The organism is Candidatus Dechloromonas phosphoritropha, from assembly GCA_016722705.1.
GTDB classification, from domain to species: domain Bacteria; phylum Pseudomonadota; class Gammaproteobacteria; order Burkholderiales; family Rhodocyclaceae; genus Azonexus; species Azonexus phosphoritrophus.
Map to the genome: position 1 here is coordinate 279595 of JADKGN010000005.1, position 16943 is coordinate 296537.

The 16943-nt window shown below is 60.8% G+C and carries 18 protein-coding genes; all 18 read left to right on the top strand.

The window, feature by feature from the left end:
* The first annotated feature begins 19 nt into the window (after window positions 1-19).
* The 18 genes from rpsB (at window position 20) to IPP03_21070 (ending at window position 16872) form a co-directional block, all read left to right on the top strand.
* On the top strand, window positions 20-769 hold the full coding sequence (gene rpsB / locus IPP03_20985; protein ID MBL0354983.1) for a 30S ribosomal protein S2: 750 nt from the start codon (window positions 20-22) through the stop codon (window positions 767-769).
* A 56-nt stretch (window positions 770-825) separates the two neighbouring features.
* Entirely contained in the window at window positions 826-1755 is a 930-nt protein-coding gene (locus tag IPP03_20990; GenBank protein ID MBL0354984.1) for an elongation factor Ts, read from the top strand.
* Between the two features lie 16 nt (window positions 1756-1771).
* Complete coding sequence (locus IPP03_20995) at window positions 1772-2488, top strand: UMP kinase (protein ID MBL0354985.1); 717 nt, start codon at window positions 1772-1774, stop codon at window positions 2486-2488.
* Between the two features lie 11 nt (window positions 2489-2499).
* The gene (gene frr, locus IPP03_21000) at window positions 2500-3057 is read left to right on the top strand and encodes a ribosome recycling factor (protein MBL0354986.1); all 558 of its coding nucleotides are present in this window, start codon (window positions 2500-2502) and stop codon (window positions 3055-3057) included.
* Between the two features lie 28 nt (window positions 3058-3085).
* Complete coding sequence (gene uppS, locus IPP03_21005; protein MBL0354987.1) at window positions 3086-3850, top strand: di-trans,poly-cis-decaprenylcistransferase; 765 nt, start codon at window positions 3086-3088, stop codon at window positions 3848-3850.
* Window positions 3843-4682 carry a phosphatidate cytidylyltransferase gene (locus tag IPP03_21010; protein MBL0354988.1) on the top strand — a complete coding sequence of 280 codons (840 nt, stop codon included), beginning with the start codon at window positions 3843-3845 and terminating at the stop codon, window positions 4680-4682. Before uppS ends, IPP03_21010 begins: the two co-directional genes overlap by 8 nt.
* Window positions 4679-5869 carry a 1-deoxy-D-xylulose-5-phosphate reductoisomerase gene (locus IPP03_21015; protein ID MBL0354989.1) on the top strand — a complete coding sequence of 397 codons (1191 nt, stop codon included), beginning with the start codon at window positions 4679-4681 and terminating at the stop codon, window positions 5867-5869. The genes IPP03_21010 and IPP03_21015 overlap by 4 nt, the downstream gene beginning before the upstream one ends.
* The gene (gene rseP / locus IPP03_21020) at window positions 5866-7233 is read left to right on the top strand and encodes an RIP metalloprotease RseP (protein MBL0354990.1); all 1368 of its coding nucleotides are present in this window, start codon (window positions 5866-5868) and stop codon (window positions 7231-7233) included. The genes IPP03_21015 and rseP overlap by 4 nt, the downstream gene beginning before the upstream one ends.
* A gap of 3 nt (window positions 7234-7236) precedes the next feature.
* Window positions 7237-9567 (top strand): outer membrane protein assembly factor BamA, encoded by a 2331-nt coding sequence (bamA, locus tag IPP03_21025; GenBank protein MBL0354991.1) that lies wholly within the window; start codon window positions 7237-7239, stop codon window positions 9565-9567.
* Between the two features lie 12 nt (window positions 9568-9579).
* On the top strand, window positions 9580-10086 hold the full coding sequence (locus tag IPP03_21030; GenBank protein MBL0354992.1) for an OmpH family outer membrane protein: 507 nt from the start codon (window positions 9580-9582) through the stop codon (window positions 10084-10086).
* Complete coding sequence (gene lpxD / locus IPP03_21035) at window positions 10086-11129, top strand: UDP-3-O-(3-hydroxymyristoyl)glucosamine N-acyltransferase (GenBank protein MBL0354993.1); 1044 nt, start codon at window positions 10086-10088, stop codon at window positions 11127-11129. Before IPP03_21030 ends, lpxD begins: the two co-directional genes overlap by 1 nt.
* A gap of 4 nt (window positions 11130-11133) precedes the next feature.
* Complete coding sequence (gene fabZ / locus IPP03_21040; protein ID MBL0354994.1) at window positions 11134-11568, top strand: 3-hydroxyacyl-ACP dehydratase FabZ; 435 nt, start codon at window positions 11134-11136, stop codon at window positions 11566-11568.
* Window position 11569: 1 nt separating this feature from the next.
* Complete coding sequence (gene lpxA / locus IPP03_21045) at window positions 11570-12340, top strand: acyl-ACP--UDP-N-acetylglucosamine O-acyltransferase (GenBank protein ID MBL0354995.1); 771 nt, start codon at window positions 11570-11572, stop codon at window positions 12338-12340.
* Window positions 12340-13488: a lipid-A-disaccharide synthase gene (gene lpxB / locus IPP03_21050; GenBank protein MBL0354996.1), complete on the top strand. Its 1149-nt coding sequence runs from the start codon at window positions 12340-12342 to the stop codon at window positions 13486-13488. Before lpxA ends, lpxB begins: the two co-directional genes overlap by 1 nt.
* Entirely contained in the window at window positions 13476-14072 is a 597-nt protein-coding gene (rnhB, locus tag IPP03_21055) for a ribonuclease HII (GenBank protein ID MBL0354997.1), read from the top strand. The genes lpxB and rnhB overlap by 13 nt, the downstream gene beginning before the upstream one ends.
* Window positions 14063-14833: an RNA methyltransferase gene (locus IPP03_21060; GenBank protein MBL0354998.1), complete on the top strand. Its 771-nt coding sequence runs from the start codon at window positions 14063-14065 to the stop codon at window positions 14831-14833. The genes rnhB and IPP03_21060 overlap by 10 nt, the downstream gene beginning before the upstream one ends.
* A gap of 261 nt (window positions 14834-15094) precedes the next feature.
* Window positions 15095-15394, top strand: a complete 300-nt coding sequence (locus tag IPP03_21065; protein MBL0354999.1) for a hypothetical protein — start codon at window positions 15095-15097, stop codon at window positions 15392-15394.
* A gap of 83 nt (window positions 15395-15477) precedes the next feature.
* Window positions 15478-16872 (top strand): IS1380 family transposase, encoded by a 1395-nt coding sequence (locus tag IPP03_21070; protein MBL0355000.1) that lies wholly within the window; start codon window positions 15478-15480, stop codon window positions 16870-16872.
* The last annotated feature ends 71 nt before the right edge of the window (window positions 16873-16943 follow it).

A 16943-nucleotide genomic window follows, 5' to 3' on the forward strand; every position in this document is an offset into this window, starting at 1 on the left:
CCCTTAAAGGAGTTCTCGTATGTCCGTAACCATGCGTCAAATGCTGGAGGCCGGTGTTCATTTCGGTCACCAGACCCGCTTCTGGTGCCCCAAGATGGCTCCGTACATCTTCGGCGCCCGCAACAAGATTCACATCGTCAACCTCGAACAGACCTTGGCCAAGTACAACGAAGCCATGGCCTTCGTGAAGAAGCTGTCCGCCAACCGCGGTACCATCCTGTTCGTCGGCACCAAGCGCCAGGCGCGCGAGATTGTGTCCGAGGAGGCGCGGCGTGCCGGCGCGCCTTTTGTCGACCAGCGCTGGCTCGGCGGCATGTTGACCAACTTCAAGACGGTCAAGACCTCGATCAAGCGCCTCAAGGAAATGGAGTTGGCGGTCGAGGCCGGCGACCTCGAGCGCATGCCCAAGAAGGAGGCGCTGACTTTCCGTCGCGAAATGGAAAAGCTGCAGAAGTCGATCGGCGGCATCAAGGAAATGCCTGGCCTGCCGGATGCCATCTTCGTCATCGACGTCGGCTACCACAAGATTGCGATCACCGAAGCCAGCAAGCTCGGTGTGCCGATCATCGGGGTCGTCGATACCAATCATTCGCCGGTTGGCATCAACTATGTTATCCCGGGCAACGATGACTCATCGCGAGCCATCCAGCTTTACGCCCGTGGCGTCGCCGATGCCATCCTCGAAGGCCGCAGCAACTTCGTTCAGGAAATCGTCGCTACCGTTGGTGATGACGAGTTCGTCGAATTCCAGGATGAAGCGGTGGAATGAGTCCGCAGTGGCGGGGTACACAGCCCCGCCAGTTTGAAAAGACCAGGAGAACAAGTATGGTGGCAATCACCGCAAGCATGGTGTCTGAACTGCGCGGCAAGACCGACGCACCCATGATGGAATGCAAGAAGGCCCTCACCGAAGCGGACGGCGACATGGCCAAGGCGGAAGAAATCCTCCGCGTCAAGTTGGGCAACAAGGCGAGCAAGGCGGCTTCCCGCATTGCCGCGGAAGGCGTGCTCGGCCTCTATCTTTCGGCGGACGGCAAGCTCGGTGCCCTCGTCGAAGTGAATAGCGAAACTGATTTCGTCGCCAGGAACGACGAATTCATCGCCCTGGCCAAGGGTTGTGCCGAACTGGCGGCGACCCGCGACCCGGCCGATGTCGCGGCGCTGTCGGCGCTGCCGATGGGTGAGGGCACGGTGGAATCGACCCGCTCGGCTCTGGTCGGCAAGATCGGCGAAAACATGACGATCCGCCGTTTTGCACGTATCGCGGCGAGCGGCAAGCTGCTCTCCTACGTTCATGGCGGGTCCAAAATCGGCGTACTGGTCGATGTCATCGGTGGTGACGACCAGCTGGGCAAGGATCTGGCGATGCACATCGCAGCTTCCAAGCCGAAATCCCTGGATGCGTCGGGGGTGCCTGCCGAGTTGATCGAAATGGAGCGTGCGGTCGCCACTGGCAAGGCCGCCGAAGATGCGAGAAAAGCCCAAGAAGAGGGCAAGAAGCCGCAGTCGGAAGATATCGTGGCGAAGCGCATTGAAGGTTCGGTACAGAAATTCCTCAAGGAGGTCACCCTGCTCGGTCAGGTGTTCGTCAAGGCTGAAGACGGCAAGCAGACGATCGAACAACTGCTTAAGGCCAAGGGCGCGTCGGTGGCCGGCTTCACGCTGTTCATGGTCGGCGAGGGTATCGAGAAGAGGGTGGATGATTTCGCCGCCGAAGTGGCTGCCCAGGCTGCTGCTGCCGCCGCCAAGATTTAATCCGCAGGGAAACGCCATGACCACGGCCCGGTACAAACGCATCCTTCTGAAACTTTCGGGTGAGGCCCTGATGGGCAACGACACCTACGGCATCAATCCGCTGACCATCGCGGAGATCGTCGCGGAGATCAAGATGGTTGCCGACCTCGGCGTGGAAATCGGCGTCGTCATCGGCGGTGGCAACATCTTTCGCGGAATGGCTGGTACAGCAACCGGCATGGATCGGGCGACCGCAGATTATATGGGCATGCTGGCCACGGTGATGAATGCGATGGCCCTCTCCGATGCGATGCGTCAGGTGGGCCTGAATGCTCGGGTACAGTCGGCCCTGCGTATCGAGCAGGTGGTCGAGCCGTACATTCGCGGCAAGGCTATCCGCTATCTGGAGGAAGGCAGGGTAGTCATCTTCGGCGCCGGGACCGGCAACCCTTTCTTCACGACTGACACCGCCGCCGCATTGCGCGGATCGGAAATCGGCGCAGAAATCGTGCTCAAGGCGACCAAGGTAGATGGCATCTATTCAGCCGATCCGAAGAAGGATCCTGCCGCGATCCGCTTCGACAGGATCAGCTTCAACGATGCGATCGCGAGGAATCTCGCGGTCATGGATGCCACCGCGTTTGCTCTGTGCCGCGATCAGAAATTGCCGATCAACGTGTTCTCAATTTTCAAGGCCGGCGCGCTGAAGCGCGTGGTCTGTGGGGAAGATGAGGGTACGCTGGTCTATTGTTGATGGAGAAACCGATGATTCCTGAACTCAAGAAGAATGCCGAGAACAAGATGCAGAAGACGCTGGAGTCGCTGCGAGGTGATCTGCTGAAGATTCGTACCGGCCGCGCCCACACCGGGCTGCTGGATCATGTCCTGGTCGACTATTATGGCTCGCTTATGCCGGTAAACCAGGTTGCCAACATCACCTTGGTCGATGCTCGCACCATAGGCGTGCAACCTTGGGAGAAGAGCATGGTACAGAAGGTCGAAAAGGCGATTCGCGACTCCGATCTCGGCCTCAATCCCGCTTCTCAAGGGGAACTGATACGGGTGCCGATGCCGGCGCTGACCGAAGAGCGGCGCAAGGAAATGATCAAGGTCGTCAAGCACGAAGGCGAAAACGCAAGGGTGGCGATCCGCAATCTGCGCCGTGACGCCATCACTCACCTCAAGGATGCGCTGAAAAAGGGAGAGATTTCCGAGGATGACGAGCGCAGGGCGCAGGACGATATCCAGAAACTCACCGACCGGCACATTGCCGATGTCGACAAGATGCTCGGCCAGAAAGAGGTCGAGTTGATGCAGGTTTGACTGACGCTTCAGGCTGACCGCAGGCTACATGGCTCTATTTACCAGTTCGACGCGGCAGGTTCCGGAGGCGGTAGCCGTACCCCGGCACGTCGCCATCATCATGGACGGCAATGGCCGCTGGGCGAGGAAACGCTTCATGCCGCGTTTTTCCGGCCATGCCAAAGGTGTCGAGATGGTGCGCGAAACCGTGCGTTCCTGCCTCGAGTGCGGCGTGGAATTCCTGACCCTGTTCGCCTTCAGTTCCGAAAACTGGCGCCGTCCGCCTCAGGAGGTCAGTCTCCTGATGCAGTTATTTGTCAAGGCGTTGGAGCAGGAAGTCGAAAAACTTGACCGCAACGGTGTGCGTTTGCGGGTCATTGGTGATCTCTCGCGTTTCGAAAAGGGCCTGCGGGAACTCATCGTTGCCGCCGAGGCGCGAACCGCAAGTAATACGCGCCTGCAACTGACAATCGCGGCAAATTACGGAGGTCGCTGGGACATCATGCAGGCAGTTAATGCCATGCTGCGCGCGCAACCCGGGAAGCAGTCGGGCTGGAACGAAGTCGATCTCGAGTCCTTCCTGTCGATGAGTTTCGCACCCGAGCCCGACCTTTTCATTCGTACCGGTGGCGAAGCGCGGATCAGCAACTTCCTGCTCTGGCAACTTGCCTATACCGAACTTTATTTCACCGGAACCCTGTGGCCGGAATTCGGCCGCGTCGAGTTCGACCTGGCGATTGCTTCCTTTCAGAAACGCGAGCGCCGCTTCGGGCGGACCAGCGCGCAAATTGTTGGCGGCGAGTCCAATGCTTAGAACTCGTGTGATTACGGCATTGGTCCTGGTGGCGTTGCTGCTGCCCAGCCTCTTCCTGCTACCCCCGGCCTACTGGGCCTTGCTGGCGGCTGTTTTCATCGGTGTCGCAGGCTGGGAATGGGGCGGCCTCCTCGGTCTGGGCGATCTGCGACGCCTTTTTCTCGGTGGGGCGCTCACGGCTTTCTGCGCGGCCGTTTCGCTGCTCGCGCCGGCGGCGATGGGAGTCGGCGGGTCGGGGGGTGAGGCATCTTCGGCGTGGGTCGTTGCCACCTATCTGGTGGCGGCGGGTTTCTGGGGTGTGCTCGTGCCTTTCTGGCTGCGTGTGAAATGGCATCTGCCCCACGGCTTGGCAGGTATTCTGGCGGGCTTCGTGGTCCTCTTCCCGACCTGGCTCGCTTTGGTCCAGCTCAGAATCCCTGGCCCTGGCGTCCTGCTGGCCGTGCTAGCCGTAGTCTGGATGGCCGACGTGGCGGCCTATTTTTCCGGAAGAGCCTTCGGCAAGCGCAAGCTGGCGCCCTCGATCAGTCCCGGCAAGACCTGGGAAGGCGCCATCGGCGCGGCAGTTGGCGTGGTGCTCTACGGGATTGCCTTGCGCATCGGGTTCGCCTTCACGCCGGTCAGTTTGCCGTTATGGGTGATCTGTCTGCTGGGCGTTACGGCGGTCAGCGTCGTCGGCGACCTGTTCGAGTCGATGCTCAAGCGGCAGGCCGGAATCAAGGACAGCAGCAATGTGCTGCCCGGACACGGTGGCGTGCTCGACCGCATCGACAGCCTGACCTCGACGCTGCCCGTGGTGGCGTTTCTCTGGCTGTTGCTACGGGGTCACGGGTGAATCACCAGAGCGTAACGATTCTTGGGGCAACCGGTTCAATCGGGGTCAACACCCTTGACGTCATTCGTCGTCATCCCGAGCGCTTTCGCGTCTTTGCATTGTGCGCGAACAGCCAGGTGGAAAAACTGTTCGAGCAGGTTCGCGAGTTTGACCCGAAGTTTGCCGTCGTGCGGGATGCCGCGCTGGCTGATAAACTCGCGCTGCGCTGCCGCAACGCCGGCTTGACCACGGCGGTGCTCCACGGTGTCGAGGCACTGAGCGAAATGGCGTCCCATCCCGAGGTCGATACGGTGATGGCGGCTATCGTCGGCGCCGCGGGACTCGAGCCGACACTGGCCGCGGCGCGGGCGGGAAAGAAGATCCTTCTGGCCAACAAGGAAGTGCTGGTCATGGCTGGTGAGCTGTTCATGCGGGCAGTACGCGAGCATCGGGCAATTTTGCTGCCGGTTGACAGTGAACATAATGCAATTTTTCAATCGCTTCCATCCGATATCTCATGTGGAATCTCAGCCTGTGGTGTGCGCCGGATACTGCTGACGGCGTCGGGTGGGCCGTTTCGTACCGTGTCGCGCGCCGATCTGGACGAGGTGACGCCGGAGGCGGCATGTGCGCATCCGAACTGGGTGATGGGGCGGAAGATTTCGGTCGACTCCGCCACGATGATGAACAAGGGCCTCGAGGTGATCGAGGCGCACTGGCTGTTTGACTGCTCACCCGAGCGGATTCAGGTGGTCGTGCATCCGCAGAGCGTGGTTCACTCGCTGGTGGAATACGTCGATGGCTCGGTACTTGCACAGTTGGGGAATCCCGACATGCGGACGCCGATCGCGTACGCGCTGGCCTATCCCGAGCGCATCGACGCCGGCGTGCCGTCGCTCGACTTGCTCGCGGCGGCAAGGCTGGACTTCGAAGCCCCCGATCTCGACCGCTTCCCCTGCCTGCCGCTGGCCTACGCTGCGTTGCGGGCGGGCGGGACGGCTCCAGCCATCCTCAATGCGGCGAACGAAGTGGCGGTAGAATCCTTTCTCGACAGGCGCCTGCCGTTTCTCGGTATTTCCCGGCTGATCGAAGCGACGCTGGCAGCCTTGCCCGCCAGTCCCGAGGGTAGCCTGGCCGACGTGCTGGCCGCCGATGCCGAGGCGCGCCGGATTGCCGCAAGCCTGGTCATGGAAGCCGGCGCTACGTGAGCGAAATCCCATTCTATCTGCTGGCTTTCGTTGTTGTCCTCGGCGTGCTGATCGTGGTGCACGAGTTCGGCCACTATGTCGCGGCACGCTGGTGCGGCGTCCGGGTCCTGCGCTTCTCCGTCGGTTTCGGCCATGCGCTGTGGCAGCGCCGTCTCGGGAAGGATGGCACCGAGTGGGCAATCGGGATCTTTCCGCTGGGTGGCTACGTCAAGATGCTGGACGAGCGCGAGGGCGAGGTCGCCCCCCATGAACGCGAGCGCGCCTTCAATCGTCAGTCGGTGGGTAAGCGGAGCCTGATCGTCGTCGCCGGACCGATCGCCAATTTCGTTCTGGCAATTCTCCTCTACTGGGCTGTCTTCCTGCACGGCAGCGACGAATTGCTGCCGATTCTCGGGACGCCGCCGGCTGCATCGCCGGCCGCCATCGCCGGTGTCGCGAATGGCGAACAGGTGCGGGCGATCGATGGACAGACGGTGGCCACCTGGAACGACCTGCGCTGGACCCTGCTGCAGAAGGCTGCCAGCCAGGAAAGTGTCGATCTGGAAGTCATCAACGAGCAGCGCGAGATCATGGTCCGTCGCTTGCCGTTGCAGGCTGCGGGTGATGAGGGATGGGAAGGTGACGCGCTGGAACGTCTGGGGATCAGGTTTTTTCGCCCGAACCTGCCACCGGTCGTCGGCAAGGTGATGCCTGGCAGCCCCGGCGAGGCTGCCGGAATCCATAGCGGTGACACGATACTCGCGGTTGACGGAACAGCGGTGCGCAACTGGCACGACTTCGTGCTGCTGGTGCGTGGCGCTGCCGAACGTCAGGTACGCATCGACCTGTCGCGGAACGGGACGACCATTGCGGTCGACGTGGTCCCCGAGGCCATTTCCGAGCGTGGTAAGCGGATCGGCCGGATTGGCGTCGCGGTTGCCGAGAGTCGCGATGCGAGCCGTGAGGTCAGGGTATTCGTGCGCTACGGCTTTTTTGCGGCGGGCGCCAAGGCGCTCGTGGAGACTTGGGACAAGTCGGTGTTCAGCCTGGTGATGCTGGGCAAGATGGTGACCGGCGAGGTTTCATGGCGCAATCTTTCGGGGCCGGTGACGATCGCCGACTATGCGGGCCAGTCGGCGCGCCTGGGGATGGATTATTACCTGAAGTTCATGGCTCTGGTCAGCATCAGCCTCGGGGTTCTCAATCTGCTCCCGATCCCGGTTCTGGACGGGGGGCATTTGATGTATCATATAATCGAAGTCGTCAGACGCAGGCCGCTTTCCGAGCGGGCTATGGAGATTGCCCAGCAGATCGGTCTCTCCATTCTTTTCGTCGTGATGGCTTTCGCCTTTTTCAACGACATGAACCGTCTGTTTTCCGGCTGAATGATGAAGAAATCCCTGCTCTCCCTTCTGGTTGCCGGACTGTTCGCGCTGCCCGCCGCGGCATTCGAATCGTTTACCGTGCAAGACATTCGCGTCGAGGGCATTCAGCGCACCGAAGCGGGAACGATCTTCAGCTATCTTCCGCTCAAGGTCGGTGAAACGTTGACCGAGGAGAAGGCTGCCCAGGCGATCAAGGCACTGTATGCGACGGGTTTCTTCAAGGATGTCCGCATCGAGGTTGAAGGCAACGTCATGGTCGTTGTCGTGCAGGAGCGTCCGGCCATCGCGCAGATCGACTTCGTCGGCATGAAGGAGTTCGACAAGGACATCATTCTCAAGGCCCTCAAAGACATCGGTATCGCCGACGGGCGGATCTTCGATCGTTCGCAGCTGGACAAGGCCGAGCAGGAGTTGAAGCGCCAGTACCTGACCCGCGGCAAGTATGCGGTGAATATCACGACGACGGTGACGCCGCTCGAGCGCAACCGGGTCGGCATCAACTTCAATGTCGAGGAAGGCGATTCCGCCAAGATCAGGCAGGTCAACATCGTCGGAGCCAAGGAATTCAGCGAGAAGGAACTGCTCAGCCAGTTCCAACTGACGACGCCCGGCTGGATCACCTGGTACACGAAGAACGACCAGTATTCTAGGCAGAAGCTCGGGGCCGACCTCGAGAAACTGAAGTCGTTCTACATGAACCGCGGCTTCCTCGAGTTTGTGATCGAATCGACCCAGGTTTCGATATCGCCTGAAAAGACCGACGTCTTCATCACGATCAACGTGAGTGAAGGGGAGAGGTATCAGGTTTCCTCAGTCAAGCTGGCCGGCGATTTCTCGATCAGCGAAGATGAACTCAAAAAGCTGGTATTCGTCAAGGCTGGCGACGCGTTCTCCCGCGAGCGACTCAACGATACGACCAAGGCCATCGGCGAACGGCTCGGGAAAGAGGGCTACGCCTTCGCCAACGTCAACGCGGCTCCCGAGATCGACAAAGAAAAGCACCAGGTCGCGTTCACCATCTTCATCGATCCGGGCAAGCGGGTCTACGTCAGGCGGATCAACGTCACCGGCAATACGAGGACGCGCGACGAAGTCATCCGCCGCGAACTGCGTCAGATGGAAGGCGGGTGGTACGACGCCGAGCGGGTCACCCTCTCGAAAACCCGTCTGGACCGGCTTGGCTATTTCGAATCGACAACGACCGAAACACCGGCGGTGCCGGGAACGGCGGATCAGGTGGACGTCAACGTCAATGTTGTCGAGAAGCCGACCGGCAACATCATGGCGGGTGCCGGCTTTTCCAGCACCGAAGGTCTGGTGCTGTCCGCCTCGATCTCCCAGAACAATTTCCTGGGCAGCGGCAACAATGTCGCTCTTGCCGTCAATACGGGAAAGATCAACACCCTGTATTCGTTTTCCTATACCAACCCGTATTTCACGGTAGACGGGATAAGCCAGGGCTTCGACCTCTATTACCGCAAGGTGGATTCGACCTCGACAGACGTTACCCCATACAAGTCCGCATCGTACGGCGGGGCGGTACGCTTCGGCTTTCCGATCGGCGAGAAGCAGGCCTTGAGTTTCGGATTCGGCGTCGACAATACGGAAATCACCGCTTTCCCCACCAGTTCTCCCCAGATTATTGAATTTGTCGAGCAATCCGGCGGCACCCTGAGCAACCCGACCGCAAGCAACTGGACCATTCCGGTTACGGCGGCCTGGGTGAGCGACGGCAAGGACAGCTTCCTGTTCCCGACGACCGGCTGGTATCAGAAGGCCGGTCTGGAAGTGGCGGTTCCCGGCGGCGACCTGACCTTTTACCGAGCTTCGTATCAGTTGCAGCGCTACTTCGCGCTGTCCAAGTCGTTCACGCTGATGCTGAATGGCGAGGTCGGTTATGCCGACAGCTACGGCAGCACGGAATACCTGCCGTTCTACAAGAATTTCTATGCCGGTGGCGTCAATACGGTTCGCGGTTTCAAGGCGGGAAGTCTGGGACCGCAAACTTGGAATCCCTTGGTTAGCACCCAGACCTACGCGATTGGCGGCAACGAGCGCGTCGTCGGCCAGGCGGAGCTGCTGTGGGGCGTTCCGGGTCTGGAAAAGAGCGTCAGACTGGGATTGTTTTTCGATTTCGGCCAGGTCTACGCCACCGGATCTGCGAAGGGAATCCCGTTTCCGGACCTGGATCTCGGCTTGCGCTATTCCAGCGGTGTGTCCTTCGCTTGGATTTCGCCGATGGGACCACTGAAGTTCAGTTACGCCGTTCCGTTCAACGAGGGGCCGTACGACAAGATCGAGCGCTTCCAGTTTCAGTTGGGTACAAATTTTTGATTCAGGAGTGTCATGTTGAAAGCTAAGTCACTTGTAGTCGCATCATTCATTTCCGTCGCGCTTTTCGCAGGGGAGGCGGTGGCCGAACTGAAAATTGGCTACGTCAATACACAGCGCATCTTCCGTGATGCCCCGGCAGCGCAGAAGGCCGGTAAGAAGCTCGAAGGCGAGTTCGGCAAGCGCGATCAGGAGCTGCAGCGCATGGCCAAGCAGCTCAAGGATCTGCAGGAAAGCCTCGAGAAGAACGCTGTCACGATGAGCGAATCGGAACGCCGGGCAAAGGAAAAGGAGTTTGGCGATCTTTCCCGCGAATTCCAGCGCCGCCAGCGTGAATTCCGCGAAGACCTGAACCTGCGTCAGAACGAGGAGAACGCGGCCGTGATCGAAAAGGCCAACAAGGCGATCAAGCAGATCGCTGACGCGGAAAAGTACGATCTGATCCTCCAGGACGTGGTCTGGGTAAGTCCGCGACTCGACATTACCGAACGCGTGATCAAGGCGCTGGCCGAAGGCAAGTAATGACCCGGGAGGGCGGAGTCATTCTGAAGCTTTGCGACATCGCCGCCCAACTGGGCGGCGATGTGCTTGGGGATGGACAAACCGACATCCAACGTGTTGCCACCCTGGCGTCGGCGGGTACCGGTGATATCGCCTTCCTGTCCAACCGGAAATACCGGAACCAGCTGAAGATGACAAGCGCGGCGGCGGTTATTGTCGCGCCGGTCTTTGTCGATGACTTTGCCGGGCCGCGCATCGTGACCGGCGATCCCTACGCTTACTACGCACGGGTCGCCAGCCTGCTCAACCCGGTCCGCACAGGGTTCAGCGGTGTCCACCCCTCGGTGGCGAGCGGATCGCCGCTGCCAGCCAGCACGGCCGTCGGTCCGCAGGTGAGCATCGGCTGCGGCGTGGCACTGGGCGAGAATGTTGTGATTCACGCCGGTTGCGTGATCGGTGACGACGTCAGCATCGGCGATGGCAGTGTCCTGTATCCGCGGGTCACGATCTACCACGGCTGTCGCGTCGGCAAGCGCGCGATCCTGCACTCGGGCGCGGTGATCGGCGCCGACGGCTTCGGATTTGCACCGGAAGGCAGGCGGTGGATCAAGATTCCGCAGATCGGCGGCGTCACCATTGGCGACGATGTCGAAATTGGCGCCAATACGACGGTTGACCGCGGCGCTCTGGAAGATACAGTGATCGGTGACGGTTGCAAGATCGATAACCTGGTGCAGGTTGCGCATAACTGCAACATCGGGCCGAACAGTGTGCTGGCCGGTTGTACCGGGATCGCCGGCAGCGTGACCCTGGGCGAGCACTGCATCGTTGGCGGGGCCGGCATGATTTCGGGTCACGTCACCCTGGCTCCCGGAACGACGATTTCCGGCGGTTCGCTGGTCATGAAAAGTATCACCCAGCCCGGGCTGTACACCAGCGTTTTTCCGCTCGATACCCACGGCGAATGGGTGCGCAACGCAGCGCATATCCGGCGCCTGTCGCACCTCGCGGAGCGCATCTCAAATATTGAGAAACTACTTAAGCAGGCTAAAATAAAGGATTGATTAAATGGATATAATGGAAGTTCTTGAGCATCTGCCGCAGCGCTATCCTTTCCTGCTTGTCGACCGCGTCGTCGCCATCGAACCGGGCAAGCGGATCCACGCCTACAAGAACGTCAGCATCAACGAGCCGCACTTCGTTGGCCATTTCCCGGAGTATCCGGTGATGCCGGGGGTGCTGATCATGGAAGCGCTGGCCCAGGCCGCCGGCATCCTGGCGTTCAAGACCGCAGGCGAGAAGCCGACCCCGAACAGTCTCTTCTTCTTCGCCGGCATCGACGAGGCACGCTTCAAGAAGCCGGTGATTCCAGGTGACCAGTTGCACCTGCACGTCGAGATCGAGCGGCATATGCGCGGTGTCTGGAAATTCAGGGCAGAGGCCCGCGTCGATGGACAACTGGTCGCCGAAGCGCGGCTGATGTCGGCCAAGCGGGACATCTGAAATGATCCATCCCGCAGCCATCGTCGATCCTGGTGCCAGGCTAGGCGCCAATGTCGACATCGGCGCCTATTCGATCATCGGCCCGGATGTCGAAATCGGCCACGATACGGAGATTGGCCCGCATGTGGTGATCAAGGGACATACCCGGATCGGTCGCGAGAACCGCATTTTCCAGTTCTGTTCTCTAGGCGAGATGCCGCAAGACAAGAAATACGCCGGCGAGCCGACGCGTCTGGAAATCGGCGATCGCAACACGATACGCGAGTTCTGTACCTTCAATCTGGGCACCTTTCAGGGCGGCGGCGTGACGAGCGTCGGCGACGACAATTGGATCATGGCCTACGTGCACATCGCACATGACTGCCACGTCGCCAACAAGACCATTTTTGCCAACGGCGCTTCGCTTGCCGGTCATGTCACGGTCGACGACCTGGTCATCTTCGGCGGATTTACCGGCATCCACCAGTTCTGCCGGATCGGCGCGCACGTCATTACCGCCGCATCCTCGCTCGTCCTTCAGGATGTGCCGCCCTACCTCATGGTTGCCGGCAACACCGCGCAGCCCTATGGCATCCACGTCGAGGGGCTCAAGCGCCGCGGCTTCACCAGCGATGCCATCACCGAACTCAAGCGCGCTTACCGCACCCTGTACAAGTCCGGACTGCTGCTCGAGGAGGCCAAGGTCAAGCTGGTCGAGCAGGCGAAAACGCAGCCGGATGTTCAACTGATGGTCGATTTTCTCGAAGCGTCCAAGCGCGGCATCATTCGCTGATGGGCAAAGCGCTCCGGATCGCCATCGTGGCAGGCGAGGCCTCCGGGGACCTTCTGGCCAGCCTGCTGATCGGGGCGCTGAAGAAACAACTGCCGGAGGCCGTCTTCCACGGCATTGGTGGGACCAGGATGGAGGCTCAGGGCTTCGATGCCTGGTGGCCGATGGACAAGCTATCGGTCATGGGCTATGTCGATGCCCTGAAGAATTATCGCGAGATCGCCGGCATCCGGCGCCAATTGAAGAAGCGACTCCTCGAGACACGTCCCGATGTCTTCATCGGCGTCGACGCGCCCGACTTCAATCTCGGCCTCGAAAGGGAACTCAAGGATGCCGGGATCAAGACCGTCCATTACGTCAGTCCATCGATCTGGGCCTGGCGCGGCGGGCGGATCAAGAAGATCGGGCGCGCCGTCGACCGCCTGCTGGCGCTCTTCCCGATGGAACCGCCGCTCTACGAGAAGGAAAATATTCCGGTGACCTTTGTCGGGCATCCGCTGGCCGACATCATTCCACTGGAAACGAGCAAGACTGCGGTGCGGGACAAGCTGGCGCTGCCGCGCGACCTGCCCGTTTTCGCGCTGCTGCCCGGGAGCCGCAGGGGAGAGCTGGAAAAGATGGCCGACACCTTCGTGCAGACCGCCAGGCTCATCCGTGAGCGTTTCCTCCCCGATGCGCAGTTCGTCGTGCCGCTGACCACGCGTGAGACTCGCCTGCGGTTCGAAAAGGCGATTCATGCGCAACAGGCCGACGACGTGCCTTTCCGCCTGTTGTTCGGGCATGCCCAGGATGCCTTGGGTGCGGCCGACGTCTCGCTGGTGGCGAGCGGAACGGCGACGCTCGAAGCGGCGCTGATCAAGCGGCCAATGGTCATCACCTACAAGATGGCGCCTTCTTCCTGGTGGATCGGCAAGCGTCTGGTCAAGTCGCCCTACGTTGGCCTGCCCAACATTCTCGCCGGGCGCTTCGTGGTGCCGGAGATCCTTCAGGACGCGGCGACCCCCGAAGCCCTCGCCGAAGCGCTGGTCAAGCTCTACGAGGACAAGGAGAACGCCGAGGCGGTGGCCGCGGTCTTTACCGACATCCACCTGCAACTGCGCCAGAACAACGCCGAGAAGGCCGCCGCGGCGGTCATCGAATGTCTGAACTGATCGTCCCGCCCGGCCTCGTCTGCGGTATCGACGAGGCCGGGCGCGGGCCGCTGGCCGGGCCGGTGGTGGCGGCAGCCGTGATCCTCGATTCGGAACGCCCGATTGCCGGGCTCGACGACTCCAAGAAGCTCTCGCAACGGAAACGCCTTGCGCTGGCGATTATCATCCGCGAACGGGCGGTGGCCTGGGCGGTCGCCGAGGCGACAGTCGAGGAAATCGACCACCTCAACATCCTGCAGGCGACAATGCTCGCCATGCAGCGCGCCGTGGCCGCACTTACAGTCCGGCCGACCAGCGCGCTGGTCGATGGCAATCGCTGCCCGGAACTGGCGATGCCGGTCGAGGCGGTGGTCAAGGGCGACGGTAAAATCGCCTCGATCGCCGCCGCGTCGATTCTGGCCAAGACGGTTCGCGATGCCGGAATGCTTGTCCTGGATGCGCGTTATCCACAATACGGGTTCGCCAGCCACATGGGTTACCCGACGGCAGGCCATGTCAGGGCGCTGGAAGCGCATGGTGTATCGCCGGTGCATCGCTGCAGTTTTGGCCCGGTGGCGAGAAAGCTTGCATCGCCATGCAACTGATCCGGTCGCGCGCCAACCCGTTCTTCAAGAGCCTCAAGCGTCTCGCCGAATCAGGCCGCGAACGTCGCCAGACCGGGCGCACCCTGCTCGACGGAGTCCATCTCGTCACCGCCTACGAAGCGGTCCATGGCCCGGTCGAGACGCTGGTTGTGGGCGAATCGGCGCTGGCGGGCAATGAAATCGCCGGATTAGTCGCTGGACGCAGGATTTTCGGTCTGGCCGACAGCCTGCTGCGTGATCTCGGTCTGGTTGAAACGCCGAGCGGCCTGCTGGCAGTCGCGGTGGTGCCCGAGGCGACGGTTGCGGTCGACCTCGAAAAGGATGCCATTTTGCTCGACGGCGTCCAGGATCCGGGCAATGTCGGCGCCATCCTGCGCACTGCCGCGGCGGCGGGAATCGGGCAGGCCCTGCTCGGCCCGGGCTGCGCCGCGGTCTGGTCGCCCAAGGTGCTGCGCGCCGGGCAGGGCGCGCATTTTGCGTTGACCATCCATGAGGATGCCGATCTTGCAGGTTTCATGGCTGGCTACCGGGGGACGACGGCGGTCACCTGCCTGGACGATGCAACGTCACTCTACGATGCATGCTGGGAAGGCCCGCTGGCCTGGGTTTTCGGTGCCGAGGGGTTGGGTGTGCGGCGCGAACTGATCGACGTCGCCCACCTACAGATCAGGATTCCCATGCCGGGCGCGGTGGAATCCCTGAATGTGGCGGCGGCGGCGGCGGTGTGCATTTTCGAGGCCTTACGGCGTCGGATGAGATAGGTAAGAAGGCCCCTCACGGCCAGTTCCGGCCATTCGAGTGCGCAAAAACGAGGTGGGCCGAACGGCGGGTAACTGATCGAGAACCTGCCGCCCGATTTTCCGGAATGCAGTTCTGGACTTCGGCCAAAGCGGCCTGTGGTGTTCTGCAAAAACTCAGGCCTCTTGTGATTGCAGACCGGACATTAGAAAACACGAAAATTCAAACACGCCCCATTTAGGAAACCGGGGATAATCGACCACCATATTTTTCCCCATTCTCATATGAACACCAATCTCAACGCCCAGCAGCCCCAAAATCCGCCTGTCCAATTGCCGGAAATTTATCAACTTAGTGGCAAGGAGCTTGATGGGGGATGGATTGTTGGGAAATTGCTAAAGACGCCGATAGATGAGGACGATGGCTATTCGAGCGGCGGAACATTTTCAGTTTGCTACTCCTGTTCGAACAACGGCAAAGACGCATTCCTGAAAGTATTTGATGTCTACCGTGCATTAGTGTCGGCAAACGCTTTGCTGGAACTCGAGAAGGTCACCACTGCCTTTAGCCCGAATTTTTCATAAAAGCAGGCGAATCTCGTTTAACCCATTGATATAATAGGGGTTACGCCAATAACGCTTTGTAAGAAGCCTAAACGAGACCGCCCATGGACCATTCTATCCCAACCCAGCTTCGCTTTCCCGCCAGCGCCGGATTTACGATCCGGGCAGAGTTTGACGGCGGGGCGATGTCCTCCGACTTTGGCGCACTCCTGTTGCGTGGCATCGACCTGCAAATCGGCCTGATTCCCCGCCTGGTCAGCGCGATTCACGACAAACGCCACGCCTCGTACATTGACCATCCCCTGGCCGACCTGCTTCGTCAGCGGATATTCCAGACCGCCAGCGGCTACGCCGACGGTAATGACGCCAACACGCTGCGGCGCGATCCGCTGTTCAAACTGGCGGTCGGTCGTGCCCCGCTGGACGAGGGAAATGACCTGGCCTCCGGCCCCACGCTCTCCCGGCTCGAAAACAGCGTATCGCGCAAAGACATTTACCGCCTGGCCAAAAGCTTCGTCGACGCCTTCATCGCCAGCTACGCCCAAGCGCCTGCCGTGATCGTGCTCGATATGGATCACTCGGAGGATGCCACTCACGGGCAGCAGGAACTGGCGTTCTATAACCCCCACTACGGGAATCACTGCTACCTGCCGCTGTTTCTCTTCGAAGGACTTTCCGGGAAGTTCATTACTGCCGTCCTGCGTCCGGGCAAACGCCCGACTGGCAAGGAGAACGCGGCCATCATCAAGCGCGTGCTGCGCTTGCTCCGCCAGGCTTGGCCCGAGACCCACATCATTCTGCGCGGGGATGGCCACTTCGCGAATCCCGAACTGATGGCCTTGTGCGCGTCCGATCCGCATCTGGACTTCCTCTTCGGCCTGGCCGGCAACCCGGTGCTCTCGCCCAAGGCCGAGCCGCTGCTGAAGAAAGCCCGTGCGCTGCACCAGACACACAGCGCCAACGCCCAGCGCCTGGGGAACGCCGAGCCTGCGGCGACACGACTGTACGACGATATCGAGTATCAGGCGGGCTCGTGGCCCAAGGCTTACCGCGTGGTGGTCAAGGCCGAGGTGATGGCCTTGGGTGACAACCCGCGGTACGTGGTGACCTCGCTGTCCGACCCGACGCCTGATGTGCTTTACAAAGAGCTGTACTGTGCTCGAGGGCAGGACGAGAACTTCATCAAGGCGGTGAAGAACGACTTGGCCAGTGACCGGACCTCCGATCATGCCTTCCTCGCCAATCACCTGCGGCTGTTCTATTCGTGTGCGGCGTATGGGTTGATTCACGGCTTGCGCGAGAACACGCTGGTGCATACGGAACTGGCCAAGGCGCAACCGCTGTCGATTATCCTGAAACTCTTTAAGTTGGCGGTGCGCGTGGTGCAGTACAAGGATCGGATCAAGCTGTCCTTGCCTACGTCGTGTCCGATGAAGGGGGTGCTGGCGCGGGTGACCGAGTTGCTTTACCTCGTCCCGCGCCCGCCGGCACCGGCCTGATCGACTCGGCGACGCCGTCTCATGCTACCGACTCGAATCCGCTTGAGCGGAGGTCAGGTCTCGCCAGCGCT

Bases quoted from the DNA above. Each gene is read 5' to 3' on its own strand.
- rpsB (MBL0354983.1), top strand. From the start codon at position 20: ATGTCCGTAACCATGCGTCAAATGCTGGAGGCCGGTGTTCATTTCGGT.
- IPP03_20990 (MBL0354984.1), top strand. From the start codon at position 826: ATGGTGGCAATCACCGCAAGCATGGTGTCTGAACTGCGCGGCAAGACC.
- IPP03_20995 (MBL0354985.1), top strand. From the start codon at position 1,772: ATGACCACGGCCCGGTACAAACGCATCCTTCTGAAACTTTCGGGTGAG.
- frr (MBL0354986.1), top strand. From the start codon at position 2,500: ATGATTCCTGAACTCAAGAAGAATGCCGAGAACAAGATGCAGAAGACG.
- uppS (MBL0354987.1), top strand. From the start codon at position 3,086: ATGGCTCTATTTACCAGTTCGACGCGGCAGGTTCCGGAGGCGGTAGCC.
- IPP03_21010 (MBL0354988.1), top strand. From the start codon at position 3,843: ATGCTTAGAACTCGTGTGATTACGGCATTGGTCCTGGTGGCGTTGCTG.
- bamA (MBL0354991.1), top strand. From the start codon at position 7,237: ATGAAGAAATCCCTGCTCTCCCTTCTGGTTGCCGGACTGTTCGCGCTG.
- IPP03_21030 (MBL0354992.1), top strand. From the start codon at position 9,580: ATGTTGAAAGCTAAGTCACTTGTAGTCGCATCATTCATTTCCGTCGCG.
- lpxD (MBL0354993.1), top strand. From the start codon at position 10,086: ATGACCCGGGAGGGCGGAGTCATTCTGAAGCTTTGCGACATCGCCGCC.
- fabZ (MBL0354994.1), top strand. From the start codon at position 11,134: ATGGATATAATGGAAGTTCTTGAGCATCTGCCGCAGCGCTATCCTTTC.
- lpxA (MBL0354995.1), top strand. From the start codon at position 11,570: ATGATCCATCCCGCAGCCATCGTCGATCCTGGTGCCAGGCTAGGCGCC.
- lpxB (MBL0354996.1), top strand. From the start codon at position 12,340: ATGGGCAAAGCGCTCCGGATCGCCATCGTGGCAGGCGAGGCCTCCGGG.
- rnhB (MBL0354997.1), top strand. From the start codon at position 13,476: ATGTCTGAACTGATCGTCCCGCCCGGCCTCGTCTGCGGTATCGACGAG.
- IPP03_21060 (MBL0354998.1), top strand. From the start codon at position 14,063: ATGCAACTGATCCGGTCGCGCGCCAACCCGTTCTTCAAGAGCCTCAAG.
- IPP03_21065 (MBL0354999.1), top strand. From the start codon at position 15,095: ATGAACACCAATCTCAACGCCCAGCAGCCCCAAAATCCGCCTGTCCAA.
- IPP03_21070 (MBL0355000.1), top strand. From the start codon at position 15,478: ATGGACCATTCTATCCCAACCCAGCTTCGCTTTCCCGCCAGCGCCGGA.